Source organism: Herpetosiphon sp. NSE202, assembly GCF_042688385.1.
Taxonomy (GTDB): domain Bacteria; phylum Chloroflexota; class Chloroflexia; order Chloroflexales; family Herpetosiphonaceae; genus Herpetosiphon.
In genome coordinates this window covers 42,312-59,724 of sequence record NZ_JBHUPY010000003.1, presented here as the reverse complement: position 1 = coordinate 59,724, position 17,413 = coordinate 42,312, and the positions used below count along the sequence as shown (strand labels likewise).

Annotated in this window: 13 protein-coding genes; 9 read left to right on the top strand and 4 right to left on the bottom strand. The window is 50.8% G+C overall.

Translation table 11 applies throughout. The features are described 5' to 3' along the window. The first annotated feature begins 99 nt into the window (after positions 1–99). Entirely contained in the window at positions 100–1,197 is a 1,098-nt protein-coding gene (locus ACFMKP_RS05250; protein WP_382289717.1) for an E3 binding domain-containing protein, read from the top strand. Positions 1,198–1,272: 75 nt separating this feature from the next. Here the strand turns inward: ACFMKP_RS05250 and ACFMKP_RS05245 are convergent, their stop codons facing one another. Together ACFMKP_RS05245 and ACFMKP_RS05240 are read right to left on the bottom strand one after the other, a co-directional pair. Next, on the bottom strand, positions 1,273–2,991 hold the full coding sequence (locus ACFMKP_RS05245) for a peptidoglycan DD-metalloendopeptidase family protein (RefSeq protein WP_382289715.1): 1,719 nt from the start codon (positions 2,989–2,991) through the stop codon (positions 1,273–1,275). A 188-nt stretch (positions 2,992–3,179) separates the two neighbouring features. Next, positions 3,180–5,000: a choice-of-anchor Q domain-containing protein gene (locus ACFMKP_RS05240; protein WP_382289713.1), complete on the bottom strand. Its 1,821-nt coding sequence runs from the start codon at positions 4,998–5,000 to the stop codon at positions 3,180–3,182. Positions 5,001–5,371: 371 nt separating this feature from the next. Here ACFMKP_RS05240 and ACFMKP_RS05235 point away from each other — a divergent pair, with 371 nt between their 5' ends. The 8 genes from ACFMKP_RS05235 to ACFMKP_RS05200 all read left to right on the top strand — a co-directional run bounded on the left by ACFMKP_RS05235 (position 5,372) and on the right by ACFMKP_RS05200 (position 14,088). Continuing rightward, on the top strand, positions 5,372–6,229 hold the full coding sequence (locus ACFMKP_RS05235; RefSeq protein WP_382289711.1) for a hypothetical protein: 858 nt from the start codon (positions 5,372–5,374) through the stop codon (positions 6,227–6,229). A 600-nt stretch (positions 6,230–6,829) separates the two neighbouring features. Further along, positions 6,830–7,606 (top strand): ABC transporter permease, encoded by a 777-nt coding sequence (locus ACFMKP_RS05230; protein WP_382289709.1) that lies wholly within the window; start codon positions 6,830–6,832, stop codon positions 7,604–7,606. A gap of 2 nt (positions 7,607–7,608) precedes the next feature. Further along, the gene (locus ACFMKP_RS05225) at positions 7,609–8,892 is read left to right on the top strand and encodes an ABC transporter ATP-binding protein (RefSeq protein ID WP_382289707.1); all 1,284 of its coding nucleotides are present in this window, start codon (positions 7,609–7,611) and stop codon (positions 8,890–8,892) included. Continuing rightward, positions 8,892–10,142, top strand: a complete 1,251-nt coding sequence (locus ACFMKP_RS05220; RefSeq protein WP_382289705.1) for a glycosyltransferase — start codon at positions 8,892–8,894, stop codon at positions 10,140–10,142. Before ACFMKP_RS05225 ends, ACFMKP_RS05220 begins: the two co-directional genes overlap by 1 nt. Before the next feature lie 2 nt (positions 10,143–10,144). After that, on the top strand, positions 10,145–11,182 hold the full coding sequence (locus tag ACFMKP_RS05215) for a glycosyltransferase family 9 protein (RefSeq protein ID WP_382289703.1): 1,038 nt from the start codon (positions 10,145–10,147) through the stop codon (positions 11,180–11,182). Next, positions 11,175–12,158, top strand: coding sequence for a D-glycero-beta-D-manno-heptose-7-phosphate kinase (gene rfaE1 / locus ACFMKP_RS05210; protein WP_382289701.1), 984 nt, complete (start codon positions 11,175–11,177; stop codon positions 12,156–12,158). Before ACFMKP_RS05215 ends, rfaE1 begins: the two co-directional genes overlap by 8 nt. Positions 12,159–12,169: 11 nt before the next feature. Continuing rightward, positions 12,170–12,946, top strand: coding sequence for a class I SAM-dependent methyltransferase (locus ACFMKP_RS05205; protein ID WP_382289699.1), 777 nt, complete (start codon positions 12,170–12,172; stop codon positions 12,944–12,946). Further along, positions 12,943–14,088: a glycosyltransferase gene (locus ACFMKP_RS05200; protein WP_382289697.1), complete on the top strand. Its 1,146-nt coding sequence runs from the start codon at positions 12,943–12,945 to the stop codon at positions 14,086–14,088. The genes ACFMKP_RS05205 and ACFMKP_RS05200 overlap by 4 nt, the downstream gene beginning before the upstream one ends. A 788-nt stretch (positions 14,089–14,876) precedes the next feature. On the opposite strand, the gene ACFMKP_RS05195 is transcribed toward ACFMKP_RS05200, so the two are convergent. Continuing rightward, positions 14,877–16,139 (bottom strand): chloride channel protein, encoded by a 1,263-nt coding sequence (locus tag ACFMKP_RS05195; RefSeq protein WP_382289695.1) that lies wholly within the window; start codon positions 16,137–16,139, stop codon positions 14,877–14,879. Positions 16,140–16,176: 37 nt separating this feature from the next. After that, positions 16,177–17,337, bottom strand: a complete 1,161-nt coding sequence (locus tag ACFMKP_RS05190; protein ID WP_382289693.1) for a metallophosphoesterase — start codon at positions 17,335–17,337, stop codon at positions 16,177–16,179. Positions 17,338–17,413 lie beyond the last annotated feature (76 nt).

The following is a 17,413-nucleotide window of genomic DNA, read 5'->3' as shown; positions in this document are numbered from 1 at the left end:
ATAGCTTGCGTCTCAGCGCGCAGTCATTGGAATCTCTGGTGATTGCTCCTGCCAATGGGCTGCCTCAACTGTCATTATGTAGATCACAAAGGAGTGTTCATGGCATCGTCAGTGGCCTTACCACCGTTTCAATCAAGTGCTCGCTTAGCTCGTTGGTTGATTCAACCAGGTGCTGTGGTTGCAGCAGGCCAGATTGTGGCTTTGGTTGTTGATGCTCACGCTGAATGGGCAATTCCAGCACAGCACGCTGGAACGATTGCAGCATTATTGGTAAATGAGGGAGCCAGCCTCGATGCAACCACTCCATTATTACAATTTGTTGAAACGGTGTCAAAACGCCAACTTGCTGTCACCCCATTGGCGCGCAAGATTGCTGAACAACATAAGCTCGATTTAAGCACGATCAGCGGCACGTTGGCTGATGGTCGGGTTGGCAAACGTGATATTTTAGCCCACTTGCCTGATCACGCCGCACCCACACTCAATCCTACTGAGCAACTCGCAGCCCCAGCCGATGGCTTTTGTGTCGCCGAACAAATGGGCAATGCGTTTGCCCAATCAGAGCAGGTGATTATTGTGCCTGCCCCAAAAAGCCAACCCGTCCAGCAGCCAGCTCAGCAACCAACCCAACAATCAAGCAGCCTGCAAGCCTGGACCAACGAGCAACAACAGCAGCTTCAATTGCGCCAAATCGCTGCCGCAACCATTCCGCAAGCCTATTGCTCACACCCAATTAGCGTTGATCGCTTTGCCCATAGCGAGCTAACCGCCCAACTCCTCTTGGCAACAATCCATGTATTGCAGCGCCACCCGTTGTTGCGCAGCCTTTGGGTCGATGGCGATCGGCTGGAACGCGCCAGCTTGCATATTTATGCCGAGCATCCAGCAGGCAGCGCCAGCATTCCCTTTGCAGCCGATCTCAATTTGCGCGGCTTGCAACGAGCATTAAGCATCAACGCAAACCAACATCCTTGCGTATTTAGCTTTATTCAAAGTGATGTCAATCTGTGGAGCGCAGCGCCGATTCGCTACGGTCAATCGGCAACCTTGCACATTGGCGGTGTGCGCAAAGTGTTGCTTGGCGAGGCTTTGCAAATTAGCCAACAAGCAATTGCAACCCTAAGTTATGATACGCGCTTGATCAGCGATTCTGCTGCCGAAGCATTTTTAGCCGATTTAGCCAAGGCTGTTGCTTAATTGTAAGTTCTGTTGCAATGGCCTAGCTTAGCAATCTGCTGCGCCGTACTCCAAGCATCACAATTCGATTGTGCGCTAGGGCTGAAGCGGCTGGATGGCCACCGCATCGGCCCAAGTGACTGTGCCAGGAACCGCACTCAGGCCAATGCGACCAATTTGCCCAGGCTCAAACCAAAAGTCACCCAAACTCAGCCAACTCCCAGCATGCTTCGCTTGATCAATCACGATTTCGCTCATGCCATCGCTATGCGCCACCCGATAATGCGCCGTGCCTGCATTGGTCGCCACATTCGGAATAAACACAAGCACACGATAGCGGCCTGCTTGGGCAATCCATGGCCGCCAGAGGCTTTGGCCACCACTGTTGGTCCAATGCGAGCCATTGAAATTGCCAACTGCATCAGCCTGCCAATGGCTGCCATAGCGGGTGGTAGTCGCCGGATCGCTATCGTCGGCCAAACTACTCAGCGCCGGTTGATTGCAACTATCAACTTGATCCAGCCAAAGCCACCTACTGCTTGCCCCAGCAGGATGCACCGCCCAAGGATCAGGCAAATTGCTGCACCAACCAGCAGGATCAACATCGCGGCCCAAGCGCTGAATGCTCAAATGCAGATGGTAATTAACGCTACAGCCCGTTTGGCCCACCAGCCCAATCAAGGCCGATTGGGCAATTTGGCTGCCAGCCTGCACATCAACCCGCGCCAAATGCCAATACGAACTGCGATAGCCATTGTTATGTTGAATCACAACCACTCCGGCGGGCGTTGCGCAACCGCTATCAACCCAGCCAGCAAACAGCACTTTGCCCGCTGCCACAGCCAAAATTGGGCTATCAGCAGGCAAATCATAATCCCAGCCATTATGACCATCATAGCCCAATTCGAAGCTTAAACCATTGCTCAGCATCGTCCCATCGGCCTTGATCAAGGGATATTGATGGTCGAATTGGGCAATTGGATGATTGGCAGCATTAAACGGGGTAAACATAAATGGTTGATCAGCAACCGTATTGTAGATTGGCTGACGTGGATCGCCCATAATTGGCGTGACTTTGGCTACCCAAGCCGCGTTGCCAGCCCCAAGCAAGTTTTCAAGCTGATCACGATTGTGGGATTTGGCCAAAACCCGCAATAAGCTGGCGTTGGCCAAATCCAAGGAATGCTCGGTCGACCACCAACTTCCATCATTAAGCGGAAAGGTGTTAGTTAATGGTTGGCTCAAACCCTCGCGCAAGCTAAGCGTGACCCACAGCACTTGGTGCTGAAAGCCAGCTTCAGGGCCACCAAAGGCCTTATCAAAGGCTAAGGAGTTGGTTAAACCGTGATTGATGGTCAATAAGCTGACCAAGACCAAGGGATTGATATTCCAGCGCAGGGCTTGCCCAGTGATAATATTGGCAGCATCTTGTTGCATGCCATTGCCAATCGCAAAGCTTTGGTCGGCCAAGGCTGGCAGATAGTTGGCGATGAGAGTTGCCACCGTTTGCGCATCGCCATAACGCGCATCTTGCAAACGCACCGCATCAATTAATAACGGCAGTTGGCGGTGTTCGCCAGCGCTGCCAATGCCCGCGCCATGAGCGATCGGCGTTGCAAGTGGCGCGTCAGCGTGGGTTTGGAGCGCGGTTTGCGCCACGGGCCGCTCGCCAAAAACCGCTGGCAATAAAAATGGCACTGGCAACAATAAACATAAATCGAGCAATAACAGCACGATCAACGGCTTAGGCAAGCCGCGATCAAACCGCAATGCGCGCTGCAATCGGCGATGAGGGATAAGCGAACGGCGAGCCATAGACCAAACTCCTGCATACAAAAACTGCTATCAGCCTAGCGTGCAGCGCAGCAAAATGCTATCTATGCAGATTACCAACTGATGTCAGCAGCAGAAATAGCTCACCAAACATAAAATTCAGCACAGGAAAAACCCCTCGCTCACGCTATGCAGGCGAGGGGCGTTGACTGAGAGTAATCAGCAGAGGCTTATTGACGAACCACAAACGGTAACAAAACAGCATAGTTTTGCTGGCGCTGGCTCAGATTAGCAATTAATGGGCTGATTACGCCACGCGCACTAACCAAAACTTGATAGCTGCCCGCCACAGCGTTGGCAGCGAGCATAACGCTGTGCATGCCATTGCTAGTAGTTGGGATAGTTACCGTAGCTGGGGAAATGCTAGCCCCAGTGGTTGGCGCAGTTAAGTGAATCAAACCACCAGGGCCAACTGGCTCTTCAGCAGCATTCGCCGTAATCGAAAAAACCAGCGGCGCAGCAAATGGCGTGTTGGTGAGGGTCGTTTGTTGGTCGCCGCTCACCAAAGTTAGGCGAAATCCTTGTGATTCAAACGCGCCAATATCGCAGTTTGTAGTGCGCGCAATCCCACGTTGATCGTTGCTTGGGCAGTTCGTAGCACCAGCAGCATCGATTGCAGGACTCCCAGGCAATAACGCATAGCTGGCAGTTGAACCACCGTAATTGGCCAATGGAGCGAGCAATGGCGCTGTGTTGGTTAATGTGTTGGTCGTCGAGCCGCTTAAACTCGCAGCGCTCACATCGCCAAGCAAATTGTAATCGCCAGAAACGAAGTTGCCCGCCAAATCGTTGGCCAAGCCATTTTTACGATTATTGCTGATCAATGAATTGACGAGTGTGACCGTCCCAGCAACTTGGCGAATTCCTGCGCCATTCAAACCAATTGTCTGGTTATCGGCAATTGTGCTGTTGATGATGTTGAGCGTGCCATCGTAGTGCATAATTGCTCCGCCGCCAGCATCGCTGCCACCATTAGCTTGATTGGCGCTCAGCGTCACATTGATTAATGTGGTGCGGCTACTAGCAGCCTCTAGCTGAATTGCGCCACCAGCACCAAGCCCTTGCACTCCATCGACAATATTGCCCTGCAACAAGCTTTGGGTAATTGTTAATACCCCGTTGCTATTAATTGCCCCGCCAGCATTGGTTGCCTGATTGGCTTGCAGCAGCACATTCTGCATCGTGGTAGTTGCGCCAGTGTTGCGTAAGCCGCCACCAATCGAGGCGGTGTTGCTCAAAATTGCGGTATCAACAATTGCAATCGTGCCACCTAGGGCATTCAGCAAGCCACCGCCAGCAGTCGAGGCAATGTTCGTGCGAATAATACAATCCTCGATTTGGAGCTTGCCGCCATTGGCAACCATAATTCCAGCGCCACGAGCCGCCGTATTCTGCTCGATAACACAATTGCGTAAGCTTGCCCAACCAGTGTTGTAGAGGCCACCACCACCTTGGCCATTAACCGTAGCAGTTGAATGATTATCAACCAAGCGAACGGATTCAAGCCAAAGCTGGCCTTGATTTTGAATCGCGCCACCGCTGGTTGCCGTGCCATGAACAATCATCAGGTTGCTCATGGTCACGCTAGCAGTGCTGGTAAGCAAAAATGGTTGCACATCAGCAATCCCATTTTGGTCGCTATCACCACTAATTACAACATTATGTTCAGCACCAGCAATCGTTACCTGTTGATTCAAACTCAGAGTGCTGGCCAAATGAATGCTTTTAGCACTATCAAAGTTAATCAAGCCAGCGTCGCATACATCAGCAAGTGCTTGGCGCAACGAGCCTGGGCCAGCATCGGCGGCGCTGGTGACGGTCATTTCTGGGCCAAGGCACTGCGGCGAATTGGGATTATGTTGGGCAAATCCTTGCTTCACCAAGCCATTGCCAAGCGAATTGAGCCAAAGCAAACTCATAAGCAGCAGCAATGAGCATGCGCTTCGCATCCGCCGAAATCCAACAAACTGACGCTGAAAATGGTCGTTCATAGCCACCTCATGCATACGTTGCCTAGCACCCAAGCATTCAAGGGCTGAAATTCGGGTTTAACGTTAAATTTAGGAGTTGTAACAAATGAGCAGTCGCTAGCAACAATCTTACGCTGCTTGGCGCAATTAAGCGAGTTTAAATAGCAACAGGATTGACATACCCCAATATGTCAATCCTGCCGTATCTGCTCAACTCTCCCACAAACTGATGCATATGGCGACCTTCTACGACCTAGCATAGCGGCTTCGCAACTATTTGGCTAGATATTTGTCTAGGGTTTTGTTACGCTAAATCAAGCTAGCTTGACATTGTTTCAAAGGCTTGATAGCATCAAAAAAGGGGGTTTATCCTTGAAAAAGGCAAAGAAGCAATGACGAAAATTAACGATCGGGCTGGACAAATCAACGCCGCCTTTATTGCCGCTGCCGAAACTATTCGGATTCAACGCAAGCGCGCCTTTGAAGATCAGCTTTGGCACAATAAACAAAAAAAGCAGCCTAATCCTTTTAGCCAACAAGCAATTTGGGCCGAATATCCAACGTATAAACGACTGCTCGAGCAACGCGCCAAGAATCAGGTCGCCGAGCATGTTGTGCGTGGAATTGCCAGTTTGTTGGAATGTCCAACCCATGAGCGCAACCATCTGTTGCGCAGCGCGGGCTATGCAGAAGATCCCGATATTCTCAGCGGGGTAGCCCTCGATGCCCAAATTGCCCAATATCAAAGTTTACTCGATATTTTGGTGTATCCGGCGTTTTTGGTTAATCAGGTTTGGGATTTGTTGGCGATTAATCAACCGATGGTGCATGTTTTTCAGCAATTTTTAGGGCTACGCTTTGAGAACATTCCCGAACAACATCGCAATATCTTGCACTTCATGTTTGATCATGAGCATTATTCAGCCCGCAAACTTTTAAATAAAGGTGGTTTGCAATGGGAGCGAGTCGCCCGTAGCTATGTCTATAGTTTTCAACAGGCCAATCGCACCTGCCAATTTGAATCGTGGTATCAAGAGAAAATTACCAGTTTGATGCAACTGCCCGATTTTGAGCGCATTTGGCAGAGCATCGACCCAACCATCAAAGCCCACGATATGTTGAGCCAAATTCAAACCGATAATTTAGTCTATGGGTTGCGCACCATTTACATTAGCGAATCCGATAGCTATACCTACCCCCGTATTCATGCCTATGTTGATGCCACTGGTACAAAACCTGAGCATGAGTAGCTGCCTTGGTATTGAGGAGGTTTGGCTGTTGGCTGATGGCTAGAGGCTGTTTGTAATGGTTCATTAGGTTGGCAACCATGGTTCATTCCCTCACCCCCAGCCCCTCTCCCACTGCACGCGGGCGAGGGGAGCCTCCGCTGTCGAGTCGTATCACCGTGGCTTTACTGCCCCAGCCCCTCTCCCACTGCACGCGGGCGAGGGGAGCAGACCCTTTTTTAACACGCAGTGCGCCAACACCATGCGGTTAAAGCCCCTCGCCCATCGGATGGGCGAGGGGTTGGGGTGAGGGGATCATGCGGTGGTTAACGCAATGAACCATTACAGCTGTTGGCTATCGGACATGGGTTGGTAACGTCAAGAGCCAAAAGCCCATAGCCATGTCGCCTTCGTGCTCTTTGTGCTCTTCGTGGATCAAAACTGATCCTCGACCCCCAACAACCGATCCCCGAACCCAACAAACTGCCAAGCCAAGCGTGATATGCTATAATGGCTTCGTCTGTTAACAAACATTGTGTGGTGAGAAAAACAGTGCAAAGAGCCTCCACGACGTTACAAACAACCTCCATCACGCGGATAGAAGCATCGAATGGCTGGGTTTCGTTGCAATTGCGCGAACTTTGGGCCTACCGTGAATTACTGTTTTTTCTGATTTGGCGCGATGTCAAAGTCCGTTATAAACAGACAGTGCTTGGCGCAGCATGGGCAATTATCCAACCAGTGTTTTCGATGATTGTCTTTACGTTGATTTTCGGCAGGCTGGCCAAGTTGCCCTCGGATGGCATCGCCTACGAAGCTTTTTCGATTACGGCGCTGGTGCCGTGGGCGCTGTTTGCTAATGCCCTCAGTCAAGGCTCAAATAGCCTAGTTGGCAACGCAAACCTGATCAAAAAAGTCTATTTCCCCCGCCTAACCGTGCCAATCTCGACCGTCCTCGGTGGCTTGGTCGATTTTGCGATTGCCTTTGTGGTGATGTTTGGAATGTTGCTGTGGTTTGATATTACGCCAAGCATCCGCATGCTGGCACTACCACTCTTCATTTTATTGGTGATTATCACGGGCTTAGGGGTAAGTTTATGGTTATCTGCATTAAATGTGCAGTTTCGTGATATTCGCTACGTCATTCCGTTTATGGCGCAGCTTTGGCAATATGGCAGCCCGGTGGCCTACTCTAGCAGCTTAATTCCCAGCCAATGGCGCTGGGTGTATGGGCTAAATCCAATGGCTGGCGTAATCGATGGCTTTCGTTGGTCGCTGCTTGGCACTGGCCAAATCACCTGGTCAACGATGCTGCCATCGGTTGGCATTGCCCTTTTCCTGATGGTTACCGGAGCGTTATATTTCCGCCGCATTGAAAAACAATTTGCAGATATGGTGTAACAATGAGCGAGATTGCGATTCAGGTCGAGCATTTAAGTAAGCAATTTCGCATTGGGGCGAATTCGTTTCAGAAAACCTTTCGCGAAACTGTGTCCGATGCCATGCTTGCGCCAGCCAGGCGTTTGCGTTCGGCGCTGCGTGGCCAAGGAACCCAAGCCGCAACCAAAGAGTTTTGGGCGTTGCGCGATGTCTCGTTTGATGTCAATCAAGGCGAGGTTGTGGGGATTATTGGGCATAACGGCGCTGGCAAAAGCACCTTGTTAAAAGTGCTTTCGCGCATCACCGAGCCAACCGCTGGCTCGGCCATGATTCGTGGGCGAGTTGGCACCTTGCTTGAAGTTGGCACGGGCTTTCATCCCGACCTCACAGGCCGCGAGAATATGTATCTCAACGGCGCGATTTTGGGCATGAGTCGCGCCGAAATTAACCGCAAATTCGATGAAATTGTGGCGTTTGCTGAAGTTGAGCAATTTATCGATACGATGGTTAAGCATTATTCCAGCGGCATGTATTTGCGCTTGGCCTTTGCGGTTGCCGCCCACCTTGAGCCAGAAATTCTGATCGTCGATGAGGTGTTGGCGGTTGGCGATGCCCAGTTTCAAAAGAAATGCTTGGGCAAAATGGGCGAAGTTGCCCAGAATGGCCGCACGGTGCTGTTTGTTAGCCACAATATGGCAGCAATTCGCAGCTTATGTCAACGCGTTATTTGGCTCAACAAAGGCACAGTGCTCAAAGATGGCCCATCGGCCTCAATCGTCAATGAATATTTGATGGAAACTGTGACCTCAAGCAGCTCGCGCGTTGATTTGAGCGAGGCAACTCGCCAATATGATTTTGGCAAACGGCTCAAAATAACCGAACTCACTTTTAATAATGGTGAGCCAATTCTTCATGGTCAACCGCTTAATGTCAGTTTCAATTATGAAGCCTATAGTACAGTCTACGGCGTTTCTTTTGGATTTGGTTTATCGTCACTTGAAGGTACACGTTTACTTTCTATCGATAGTGATTTATATTCCTCTCGCTACACTATTCACGGGGGAAATAAAGGTCAAGCTCACGTCATAATAGATACGCTACAACTGCAACCTGGCATCTATTTGCTTGATGTAGGCTCACGCTCTGGTGATGGTAATGCCTTAGATTACCTCCCTGGGTGTGCTCAGATAGAAATTTTGCCTGGCCCAACGACACCAGCCTCAATGAGCCGTTTAGATTATGCTGGTAGCGTTCGACTAGAAGGTCGATGGCAATGGACTCAGGATGCCACAAAGGAACTCGATTAATGCCGCAGCTAAAAATCCTAGTACTAACTAGCTTATACCCGCCTTATTATATTGGTGGCTATGAAATCGGATGCAAAGATGTTGTCGAAGGGCTTCAAAAACGTGGACATAGCATTCACGTTTTAACAAGCACCTATGGTCTTGATCAACCAGTAATCGATACGTATATCGAACGATCGCTAACAATAGATGTCCATCCCGTTGCCCAAACTACTTTAGCCCATCAACGGCGTTTATACGAACGCGAAATGCATAACCAACCACGGATTTTAGAGCTTGTCAAAGAGCTAAAGCCCGATATTGTGTTTGTGTGGAGCTTCTATCAAGCGTCGATGTCGGCAGTGCGTATGCTGCAAGATCAAGGCTATCGCACCGTCTTTTTCATCTCCGATCACTGGCCAATTCGGATTGGCATTTTCGATCCATGGCACTATATGCCGCGCCATCCGTTGCGTTGGCTTGGGCGCAAACTGCTGGGCTGGAAGCTTGGACGCAAAACAGGCTTTCGCAATCATCTGCCCATTAGCTATGCCAATGCGATTTTTGCCAGCGACTTTTTGCTCAAGCAAACCCAGCCAATCGGCCCCATGCCCAACACTCACGTTATTCGTTGGGGCGTTGATTACGATTTATTTGTGCGCCGCGAACGCTCAGCACCGATGGGCCAACGACTGTTATTCGTTGGCCAAATTTCTGGCCACAAAGGCATGGAAACCTTGCTCGAAGCCTTTGCCTTGGTGCAACAAAACCATGGCTTCGCACAAGCAACACTCTCGATTGTGGGCGCTGGGCTTTCTGCAGAATATACCAGCGACATGCAGCGCTACGCCGAAACACTGGGCATCAGCCAAAGCGTTGATTGGCGCGGCAAATTACCACGCCAAGAACTGCCCGACATTTACGCTAACCACGATATTCTGATTTTCCCATCACGCTGGGATGAGCCATTTAGCATCAGCGTCGTCGAGGCACTGGCAATGGGCTTGGTGGTGGTGGCCTCGGATACTGGCGGCACGACCGAAATTATCAAGCACGAAGAAACTGGCATGGTCTTTGCTCGCGATGATGCAGCTAGCTGCGCAGCCCATATTGCCACGTTATTCACCCAACCAGCCTTAGCTGACAAACTGCGCCAGCAAGCGACCGCGATTGTTGATCGCGAGTTTCGCATGACCACGATGATCGATCGGGTTGAAGCAGCGCTCTACGCTGCCTGTAACCAAGCAGTGCCTGAGAAAATTGAGGCCTAGTTGTGGCAGATCCAAACCAAATTTCATTTTTAGCGCGAGTTCAGCGCCGATTGCGCTACGATTGGCAAAGTAAATTCATACCACGCTGGTGGCATTTAAATTTACACGTGCGCAAGCTAATAATCAAGCGAGTACTAGGCTTTGGTGGCGGCCTTGGCGATCAATTATTGTGTACAGCGATTTTTCGGGCGTTACGCGAGCATGGCGAAAACGATCTGTGGATGCAAACCAACAATCCCGAATTATTCGCCCATAATCCCGATGTTGCTGGGATTATTCCAGTTATGCCCTATTATTTCAACATTATCGAACAGCATAATATGGCCTTTAAACGGCTGAATTATACGACCCATATTAAAGAGCAAGGCCGTGATTTACCACCGCAGCAACATCTAATTACAAATATGGCTTCGGTGCTAGGCATTGATTATCCAGTTGGTATCCGGCCTTATCTACATTTAACTGAGGCTGAACGTTCACAACATATTATTTCCAAGCCTTATATTGTAGTACAAAGCTCAATTTTAGCAGCGCGTTATCCAATCGCTACCAAAGAATGGTATCCCGAACGCATGCAGCTTGTGGTCAACGAAGTAGCTAAACGCTTTACCGTCGTCCAACTTGGCATGACTAGCGATCCCAAACTTGAGCATGTGCTTGATTTGCGTGGCAAAGCTAGTATTCGCGAATCAGCAGCAATTTTGCAGGCGGCGCAATTATTTATTGGCTTTGTTGGCTTTCAAATGCACTTGGCACGAGCTGTCGATTGCCGCTCGGTGATTATTTTTGGCGGCCGTGAAGCGCCATTTCAATCGGGCTATAGCTGCAACAGCAATTTATACACACCATTAAATTGTGCGCCCTGCTGGCTCTGGGAGAATTGCCCAATCGAGCGCCAATGTATGCAGGAAATTACGCCTGAGCAAGTGCTGGCGGCGGTCGAAGAGCAATTGGCCTTGGTTGGACAGCCCTTAAAGATTGATTATATCAAGCCGCGGCCCGCCCATGAGCTGATCGAATTGGAGATTCATCGTGCATGAATTAACCGCAACACTGGCCAAATTAAGCAAACAACGAGTCTTAATTGTTGGCGATGTGATGCTCGATGAATATATTTGGGGCGATGTTACGCGGATTTCGCCCGAAGCTCCAGTGCCAATCGTCAATGTGCGCTCGCGCAGCTATCGACCTGGTGGAGCCAGCAACGTGGCCGCTAGCATTGCCGCGCTCAATGCAGAAGTGCTGCTTGGCGGCGTAATTGGCGACGATCTGGCTGCCCAACAGCTCAAACTGGCGCTCGAACAAGCTGGCGTTGGCGAAAGCAGCGGCTTGATCAAGGCCCAACGCCCAACCACGCTCAAAACGCGGATTATCGCGCATAACCAACAGATGTTGCGTTATGATAGCGAGGTCAACACTGCGCTCGATTCGGCCAGTGAAACAGCGCTGTGTACGTGGGTTGATCAACAGCTCGCTGATTGTCAGGTCTGCATTCTTTCCGATTATGCCAAGGGCGTGCTCACAGAGCGGGTTTGCCAACATGTGATTCAACAGGCGCGGCGTTACAACATTCCGGTGGTCGTCGATCCCAAGGGAATTAATTATCAACGCTATGCCCAAGCCAGCGTAATTACACCCAACCTGCAAGAAACCCAGGTCGTCACTGGCCTCAGCTTACACAGCCTTGAACAACTGCAACGTGCCGCCGATCAATTATTGGATTTGTTGCAAGGCGCGGCAGTGATTATCACCCGCAGCGCTGATGGCATGGCGCTCTATCGTAACCAGCATGCACCAGTCTTTTTGCCAACTCATGCTCGCAATGTCTACGATGTGACCGGAGCGGGCGATACGGTCGTGGCCATTTTGGCCTTGGCTTTGGCCAGCGGCAGCAGTTTGGAGCAGGCTATGCAATTGGCCAATATCGCGGCGGGCATCGTGGTCGGCAAAGTTGGCACGGCTACCGTCGATCTGGCCGAATTATCGCAAGCAATTACCAGCCTTTATTCAGTGTAAAAGGAATCGCTATGTCGTGGAAAAGCCGAGTGCGGCCATTTATTCCCAAGCCAATTATGCAACGCTACATTGCTTGGCGGGTTGCCAGCAACCAAAAAACCGTGCGCCAACGTTTGTTTGAGCAATATGGCCGTTACGCCGAATATACCCTGACCCAACGCTCGTTGCCTGAGTTATTTCCCGAAGGTCGCCAAGCGAGCATCGAAGTGCCAGTTGCATCGATTGTGCGCGACGATACCATGGAAATGCCCTTGGCCGAATTGTTGTCGTTGGCGGGCGTGACCCAAATTAGCCAACCCAAAACGATTTTTGAATTTGGCACCTACATGGGCGCAACCACGCGCATGATGGCCCAACATAGCAGCCCCGAAACCAAAATCTACACGCTTGATCTTGATCTCAAAACCCGCAACGAATATTTGCGGCGCAACGGCTATCAGTTTGAATTAACTTTCACGCCAGGCCAGCATTTTCACAACACCCCTGAAGCCAGCAAAATCAGCCAACTTTGGCTTGGTTTAGAGCCATTTGATTTTAGCCCGTATTATGGCCAAATGGATCTGGTGTTGGTCGATGCTGACCACTCATATCCCTTTGTGAAGGCCGATACCGAAGTGGCGCTCAAATTGGTACGGCCTGGTGGCGTGGTGGTTTGGGATGATTATACCTGGGTCGATGCCCATCCTGAGTGTGTTGGCGTAACGCGCTGTGTCAACGAGCTAGCCGATCGGCTGCCAATTTATCGCATTCAACAAACCCGCTTAGCAATTTACCGAGTGCCTGCGTGAAACAACGGCTATGGTTTGTTACCGATAGCACTGGTCTTGGCGGCGCTGAAGGCTATTTAGAAACGCTGTTGATGCATGCCGATCAACAGCGTTTTGAGCTTGGATTGTTGATGCCGCCGCGTGCAGCCACCCAACCTTTGATCGATCGGGCCAAAGCTCATGGAGCCAGCATCGCCACCTTGGATGCAGTTCATGAGCATGGCTTATCGTTTAAAGCGGTTAACCAAGCAGCCAAACTTTTTCGCCAATTGCGGCCCGATATTGTGCATTTTGTCGTGCCCTCGCCACGCCGAGCCGCTGAATTGGTGCTGGGTGCAGCCTTGGCCCGCGTTCCACGCCGCATTATCACCTTCCAGCTAGTTACGTCAATTCCGCGTTTCAATTGGCTTTCGCACCATTTGCGCTTGCTCAATCGGCGCTGGCAATATGCCACGTTGCACGCTGGAATTGCAGTTTCGCAAGGCAATGCCCAGTTGTTACTTGAGCAATTTGGCTTTCCTAAGCGGCGCTTGCACACCATTTATAATGCCGTCGATAGCCAGCGCTGGCAGCCCCAACCGCGCAATCCAGCAACCCGCGCGGCTTGGCAAATTCCCCACGATGTGCCCCTTTTAGGCGTGGTTGGCCGCTTGAGTCGCCAAAAAGGCCACCAAATTTTGTTCGAGGCCTTGCCAACAATTTGGCAACAGCAACCCAATGTGCATGTAGCCTTAATTGGCGAAGGCGATTTAGAGCACGAATTACGTCAAGCTGCCCAGCATTTGCCAAAGCCAGATCAGGTTCATTTTGTCGGCCAACAGCGGAATATGCCCGCAGCGCTCGCCGCGCTTGATGTGTTTGTGTTACCTTCGCTCTACGAAGGCTTATCATTTGCTTTGCTCGAAGCCATGGCCAGTGGGCAGGCGATTGTGGCCAGCAGCACCGACGGCACGCGCGAAGCAATCAGCGATGGCCAACAAGGTTTATTGGTCGAGCCAGGCCAAAGCACCGCACTAGCTCAAGCCATCGGGCGCATGCTCAGCGACCAATCATTAAATCAAGCTTGTCGCCAAGCTGCCCGCCAATGCATTCAACAGCAATTTGAGGTGCAAACCATGTTGCAACGCACGTTTGAGCTGTATAGAGTAGGGGTCAGAGGCTAGGGGTCAGGGATCAGAGGTTAATGGTTATCGGACATTAATTGGTGAAATTTGGGCAATGCCTAGCGAAAAACTTAGCCTTCGTGCTCTTTGTGCGCTTCGTAGATCAGAAAGTTAACGCATAAGAATGAAGGATGAAGGATGAGGGATAAATGCAAAAGTCAGAAATCAAAAGTCAAAGGTCAAAATCAAAAATCAGCGCGCGAAGAATATAAAAAATAATCATAAAAATCTGTGCCAATCTGTGGCGAAAAAACTTAATCTTCGCGTTCTTCGTGCTCTTCGTGGTTTCAGCCCCTTCGTGGCCTTCGCGGTTTCCAAATCTAGCCCCTGACCCCTGATCCCTAAGCCCTCGTTGCTCGTGGATCAGCCTAAAGCACGATTGCCCAAACTTCCAAACTGGCCTACAATACTGCTGCGCAAGAGCGCAAGCTGAGGCTAAAGCTCAAGCTGAATCGGCACAGTGTGTTAGAAAGTGGAGGTTCGAATCCTCCCCCAGCCACCACATTCGGCTGGGTAGCCCAATTGGCAGAGGCGCTGACACAGCCACTCAAATTCAGATTATCGCTCTAGATTCAGTATTCGCTGTTGAACATCAAGTCAAGCACTATCATGCATATACCGCTGGATGCTAGTTCGAATCTAGCCAGCTCCGCCAAACTTTGGGGCCGTAGTTTAATGGAAAAACCCAGCGCTTTTAGGACTGACGTGGTAGTTTAAACGTATTGATGTGTGCAAATCAATAGCAACAATGAGGCCCGACACTAGGCTAGAGTTCGGGCCTCTCGCATTTAATCAGCCTCCAACTCATCAAGCCGCTTACCAGTATGCTCCGCCAAATTATGCCGTTTCGCCCAGCCAACTCGTTGGGCCGCATAGATTCCGCGATGGCCCGAAATTGTGTAGGCAATCACGGTTGTCAGCATCAATGGCACGAGCAACGCCGAGCCAAACAATTCAATCCCCATCAAAACACAAGCAATCGGCGTATTCGCTGCCCCAGCAAAGACCGCAATCAAGCCCAAAGCTGCCAGCAGATCGCTTGGCAAACCAAAAAGCTGAGCCAATGCCGAGCCAAGCGTCGCGCCAATCACAAACAATGGCGTTACTTCACCACCTTTGAAGCCCACACCCAACGTCAAACCAGTTAACAATAACTTAATCGCAAAAGCCCATGGTACAACGCCTTGTAGCTCAAATGCTTGGGCCAGCAAAGGCAAACTCAATCCATTGTAATCACGAGTATTCAGCAAAAAACTTATAATTACAATCACTAAGCCGCCAAGCATTGCCCGCAGAATTGGGTTGGGTAGCCAACGCCGCGACCTACTCTGCACCAGTTCAATCCAGATCACAAACGCTCTGCTAACAAGCCCAAAGCAAATTCCCGCCCCAAGCAACCAAGCCCAAATCGAACCAAGATCGGGCACGCTAGCAACCTGATAATGGCTATGCACAATATTCAGCCAACGCACCACGCCATCGCCTACCAAGGCCGCCGCCAAACATGGCAATACTGCTTCATAGCGCAAAACTCCAAATGCAAGCACCTCCAGCGCGAAGATCGTGCCGGCAATCGGGGTGCCAAACACGCTCCCAAAGCCAGCACTCATACCCATCATCAGCACTAAACGCAATTCAGCCTGCGGCAAACGCCAGCAGCGGCCAAGCTGCGCTGCCAAACTTGCACCCATTTGCACCGCAGTGCCTTCTCGGCCAGCAGAGCCACCACCAAGATGGGTCAGCAAGGTTCCAAGCAATACCAACGGAGCCATCCGCAAGGGAATTCCCGCTGCGTCAGGGTTATGCAATTGTTCGATGATTAGGTTATTGCCAGCTGCCACGCGCTGGCCAAAACGCTGATAGAGCCAAGCCACCAAGCCACCAAGCAACGGCAAACAAAGCAACAGCCACCAATTGGTGGTTTGCAGCTGAGTTACCCACGCTAAACTAACGAGAAAAAGCGCACTTGCCAAACCAGCAGCTAGCCCAATCGCCAAGGCCAAGCCTACCCAGCGCCCAACATGGCGCATCAGAGGAATAATTGTTGCCACTATCTGCTTCCTAAATTATCCAATCTGATTCTAAAAACTATCCCCGATCCCTAAACCCTGACCCCTGATCCCTCGTCAACCGAATTACGCTAATTTCTGGGCGTTTGGCAAAACGCAACGGCGGGCCAGTAAAGCCCCAACCACGATTAACATAGATCTGGCTGGTGGCAAGTTGATAGCGGCCCTCCACAAAGCGATCGCGCGAACGCACCGCTTGTTCAGTCAAGATCGGCACCCAAATCTGGCCGCCATGGGTGTGGCCAGAAAGCACAAGTTGCGGCGCATAAGCACTAATCACGCTCGGCGCAAAAATCGGATTATGCAACAATGTGATGCATGGATCGCTAGCATGCAGGTTGGCAAACGCCCGCGCCAAATCAATATTGCCATGGCTCCAGCCATTGCCATCATTATGCTTGGGATCGTCCAAGCCAACCAGATTTAGGCGCTCAGCGCCACGCCGAATCACGGTTTGCTGATTGATCAACAAGCCCAAATCAGCGCGTTTAATTGCCCAAATCATGCGCTCAATATCGCCAGTATAATAATCGTGGTTGCCGAGCACCGAAAAAATGCCTTCGCGGGCTTGTAATTGGCGTAACGGAATCGTCGCATCATCGGCAAATTTGGCATGGCGATCAACAAAATCGCCAGTAATCGTCACAATATCTGCATCAAGCCGATTAATCAAGGCCACAGCGCGGGCCACATCATCGGCGGGAGTGTAAGCACACACATGCAAATCGCTCAATTGGACAATTTTAAAGCCCTCGAAGCGGCTTGGCAAATTGGCGATTGGCAGCTCAAGCTCTACAATTTCGGGGTTGAATGGCTCGATCATGCTGCTATAGCCAACCAAACCACCAAGCAAGCCCGCCTCGATCATAAAACGTCGCCGATTGAGCGTTTCGTGGGCCAACGGGGCAGCAATTACAGTTGAATCAGACTTGGGTGTTGGCAATAAGCGCCGCCCAAGCCATAAAGGATGCAGCAATAACAACAATCCTAGCACCAATGGCAAAAACAAGAGCGCCCGAAAAATCACTTGGGCTAGCCAAAAACGCCAGCCAGTTTGCTCAGCTAGCCATTGCCACTCCTTGAGCCAAGCCAAATTCCAGCCAAACAGGCCGCCACATACTGCCAACCCAACCAGCCACAGCAGCATCCCCAATAGCCCAAACCCAAGGTTGCGTTGCACCGATTGCTCCTCACCTAAACCAGCGCAATTTTAATAATTCTAGCACTCAAGTATGCTGGTAAGTAGGCCTCAATGC

Excerpts from the sequence above, each read along its gene's own strand:
- ACFMKP_RS05220 (WP_382289705.1), top strand. The coding sequence starts at position 8,892 with ATGCCGCAGCTAAAAATCCTAGTACTAACTAGCTTATACCCGCCTTAT.
- ACFMKP_RS05245 (WP_382289715.1), bottom strand. The coding sequence starts at position 2,991 with ATGGCTCGCCGTTCGCTTATCCCTCATCGCCGATTGCAGCGCGCATTG.
- ACFMKP_RS05250 (WP_382289717.1), top strand. The coding sequence starts at position 100 with ATGGCATCGTCAGTGGCCTTACCACCGTTTCAATCAAGTGCTCGCTTA.
- ACFMKP_RS05205 (WP_382289699.1), top strand. The coding sequence starts at position 12,170 with ATGTCGTGGAAAAGCCGAGTGCGGCCATTTATTCCCAAGCCAATTATG.
- ACFMKP_RS05235 (WP_382289711.1), top strand. The coding sequence starts at position 5,372 with ATGACGAAAATTAACGATCGGGCTGGACAAATCAACGCCGCCTTTATT.
- ACFMKP_RS05225 (WP_382289707.1), top strand. The coding sequence starts at position 7,609 with ATGAGCGAGATTGCGATTCAGGTCGAGCATTTAAGTAAGCAATTTCGC.
- ACFMKP_RS05240 (WP_382289713.1), bottom strand. The coding sequence starts at position 5,000 with ATGAACGACCATTTTCAGCGTCAGTTTGTTGGATTTCGGCGGATGCGA.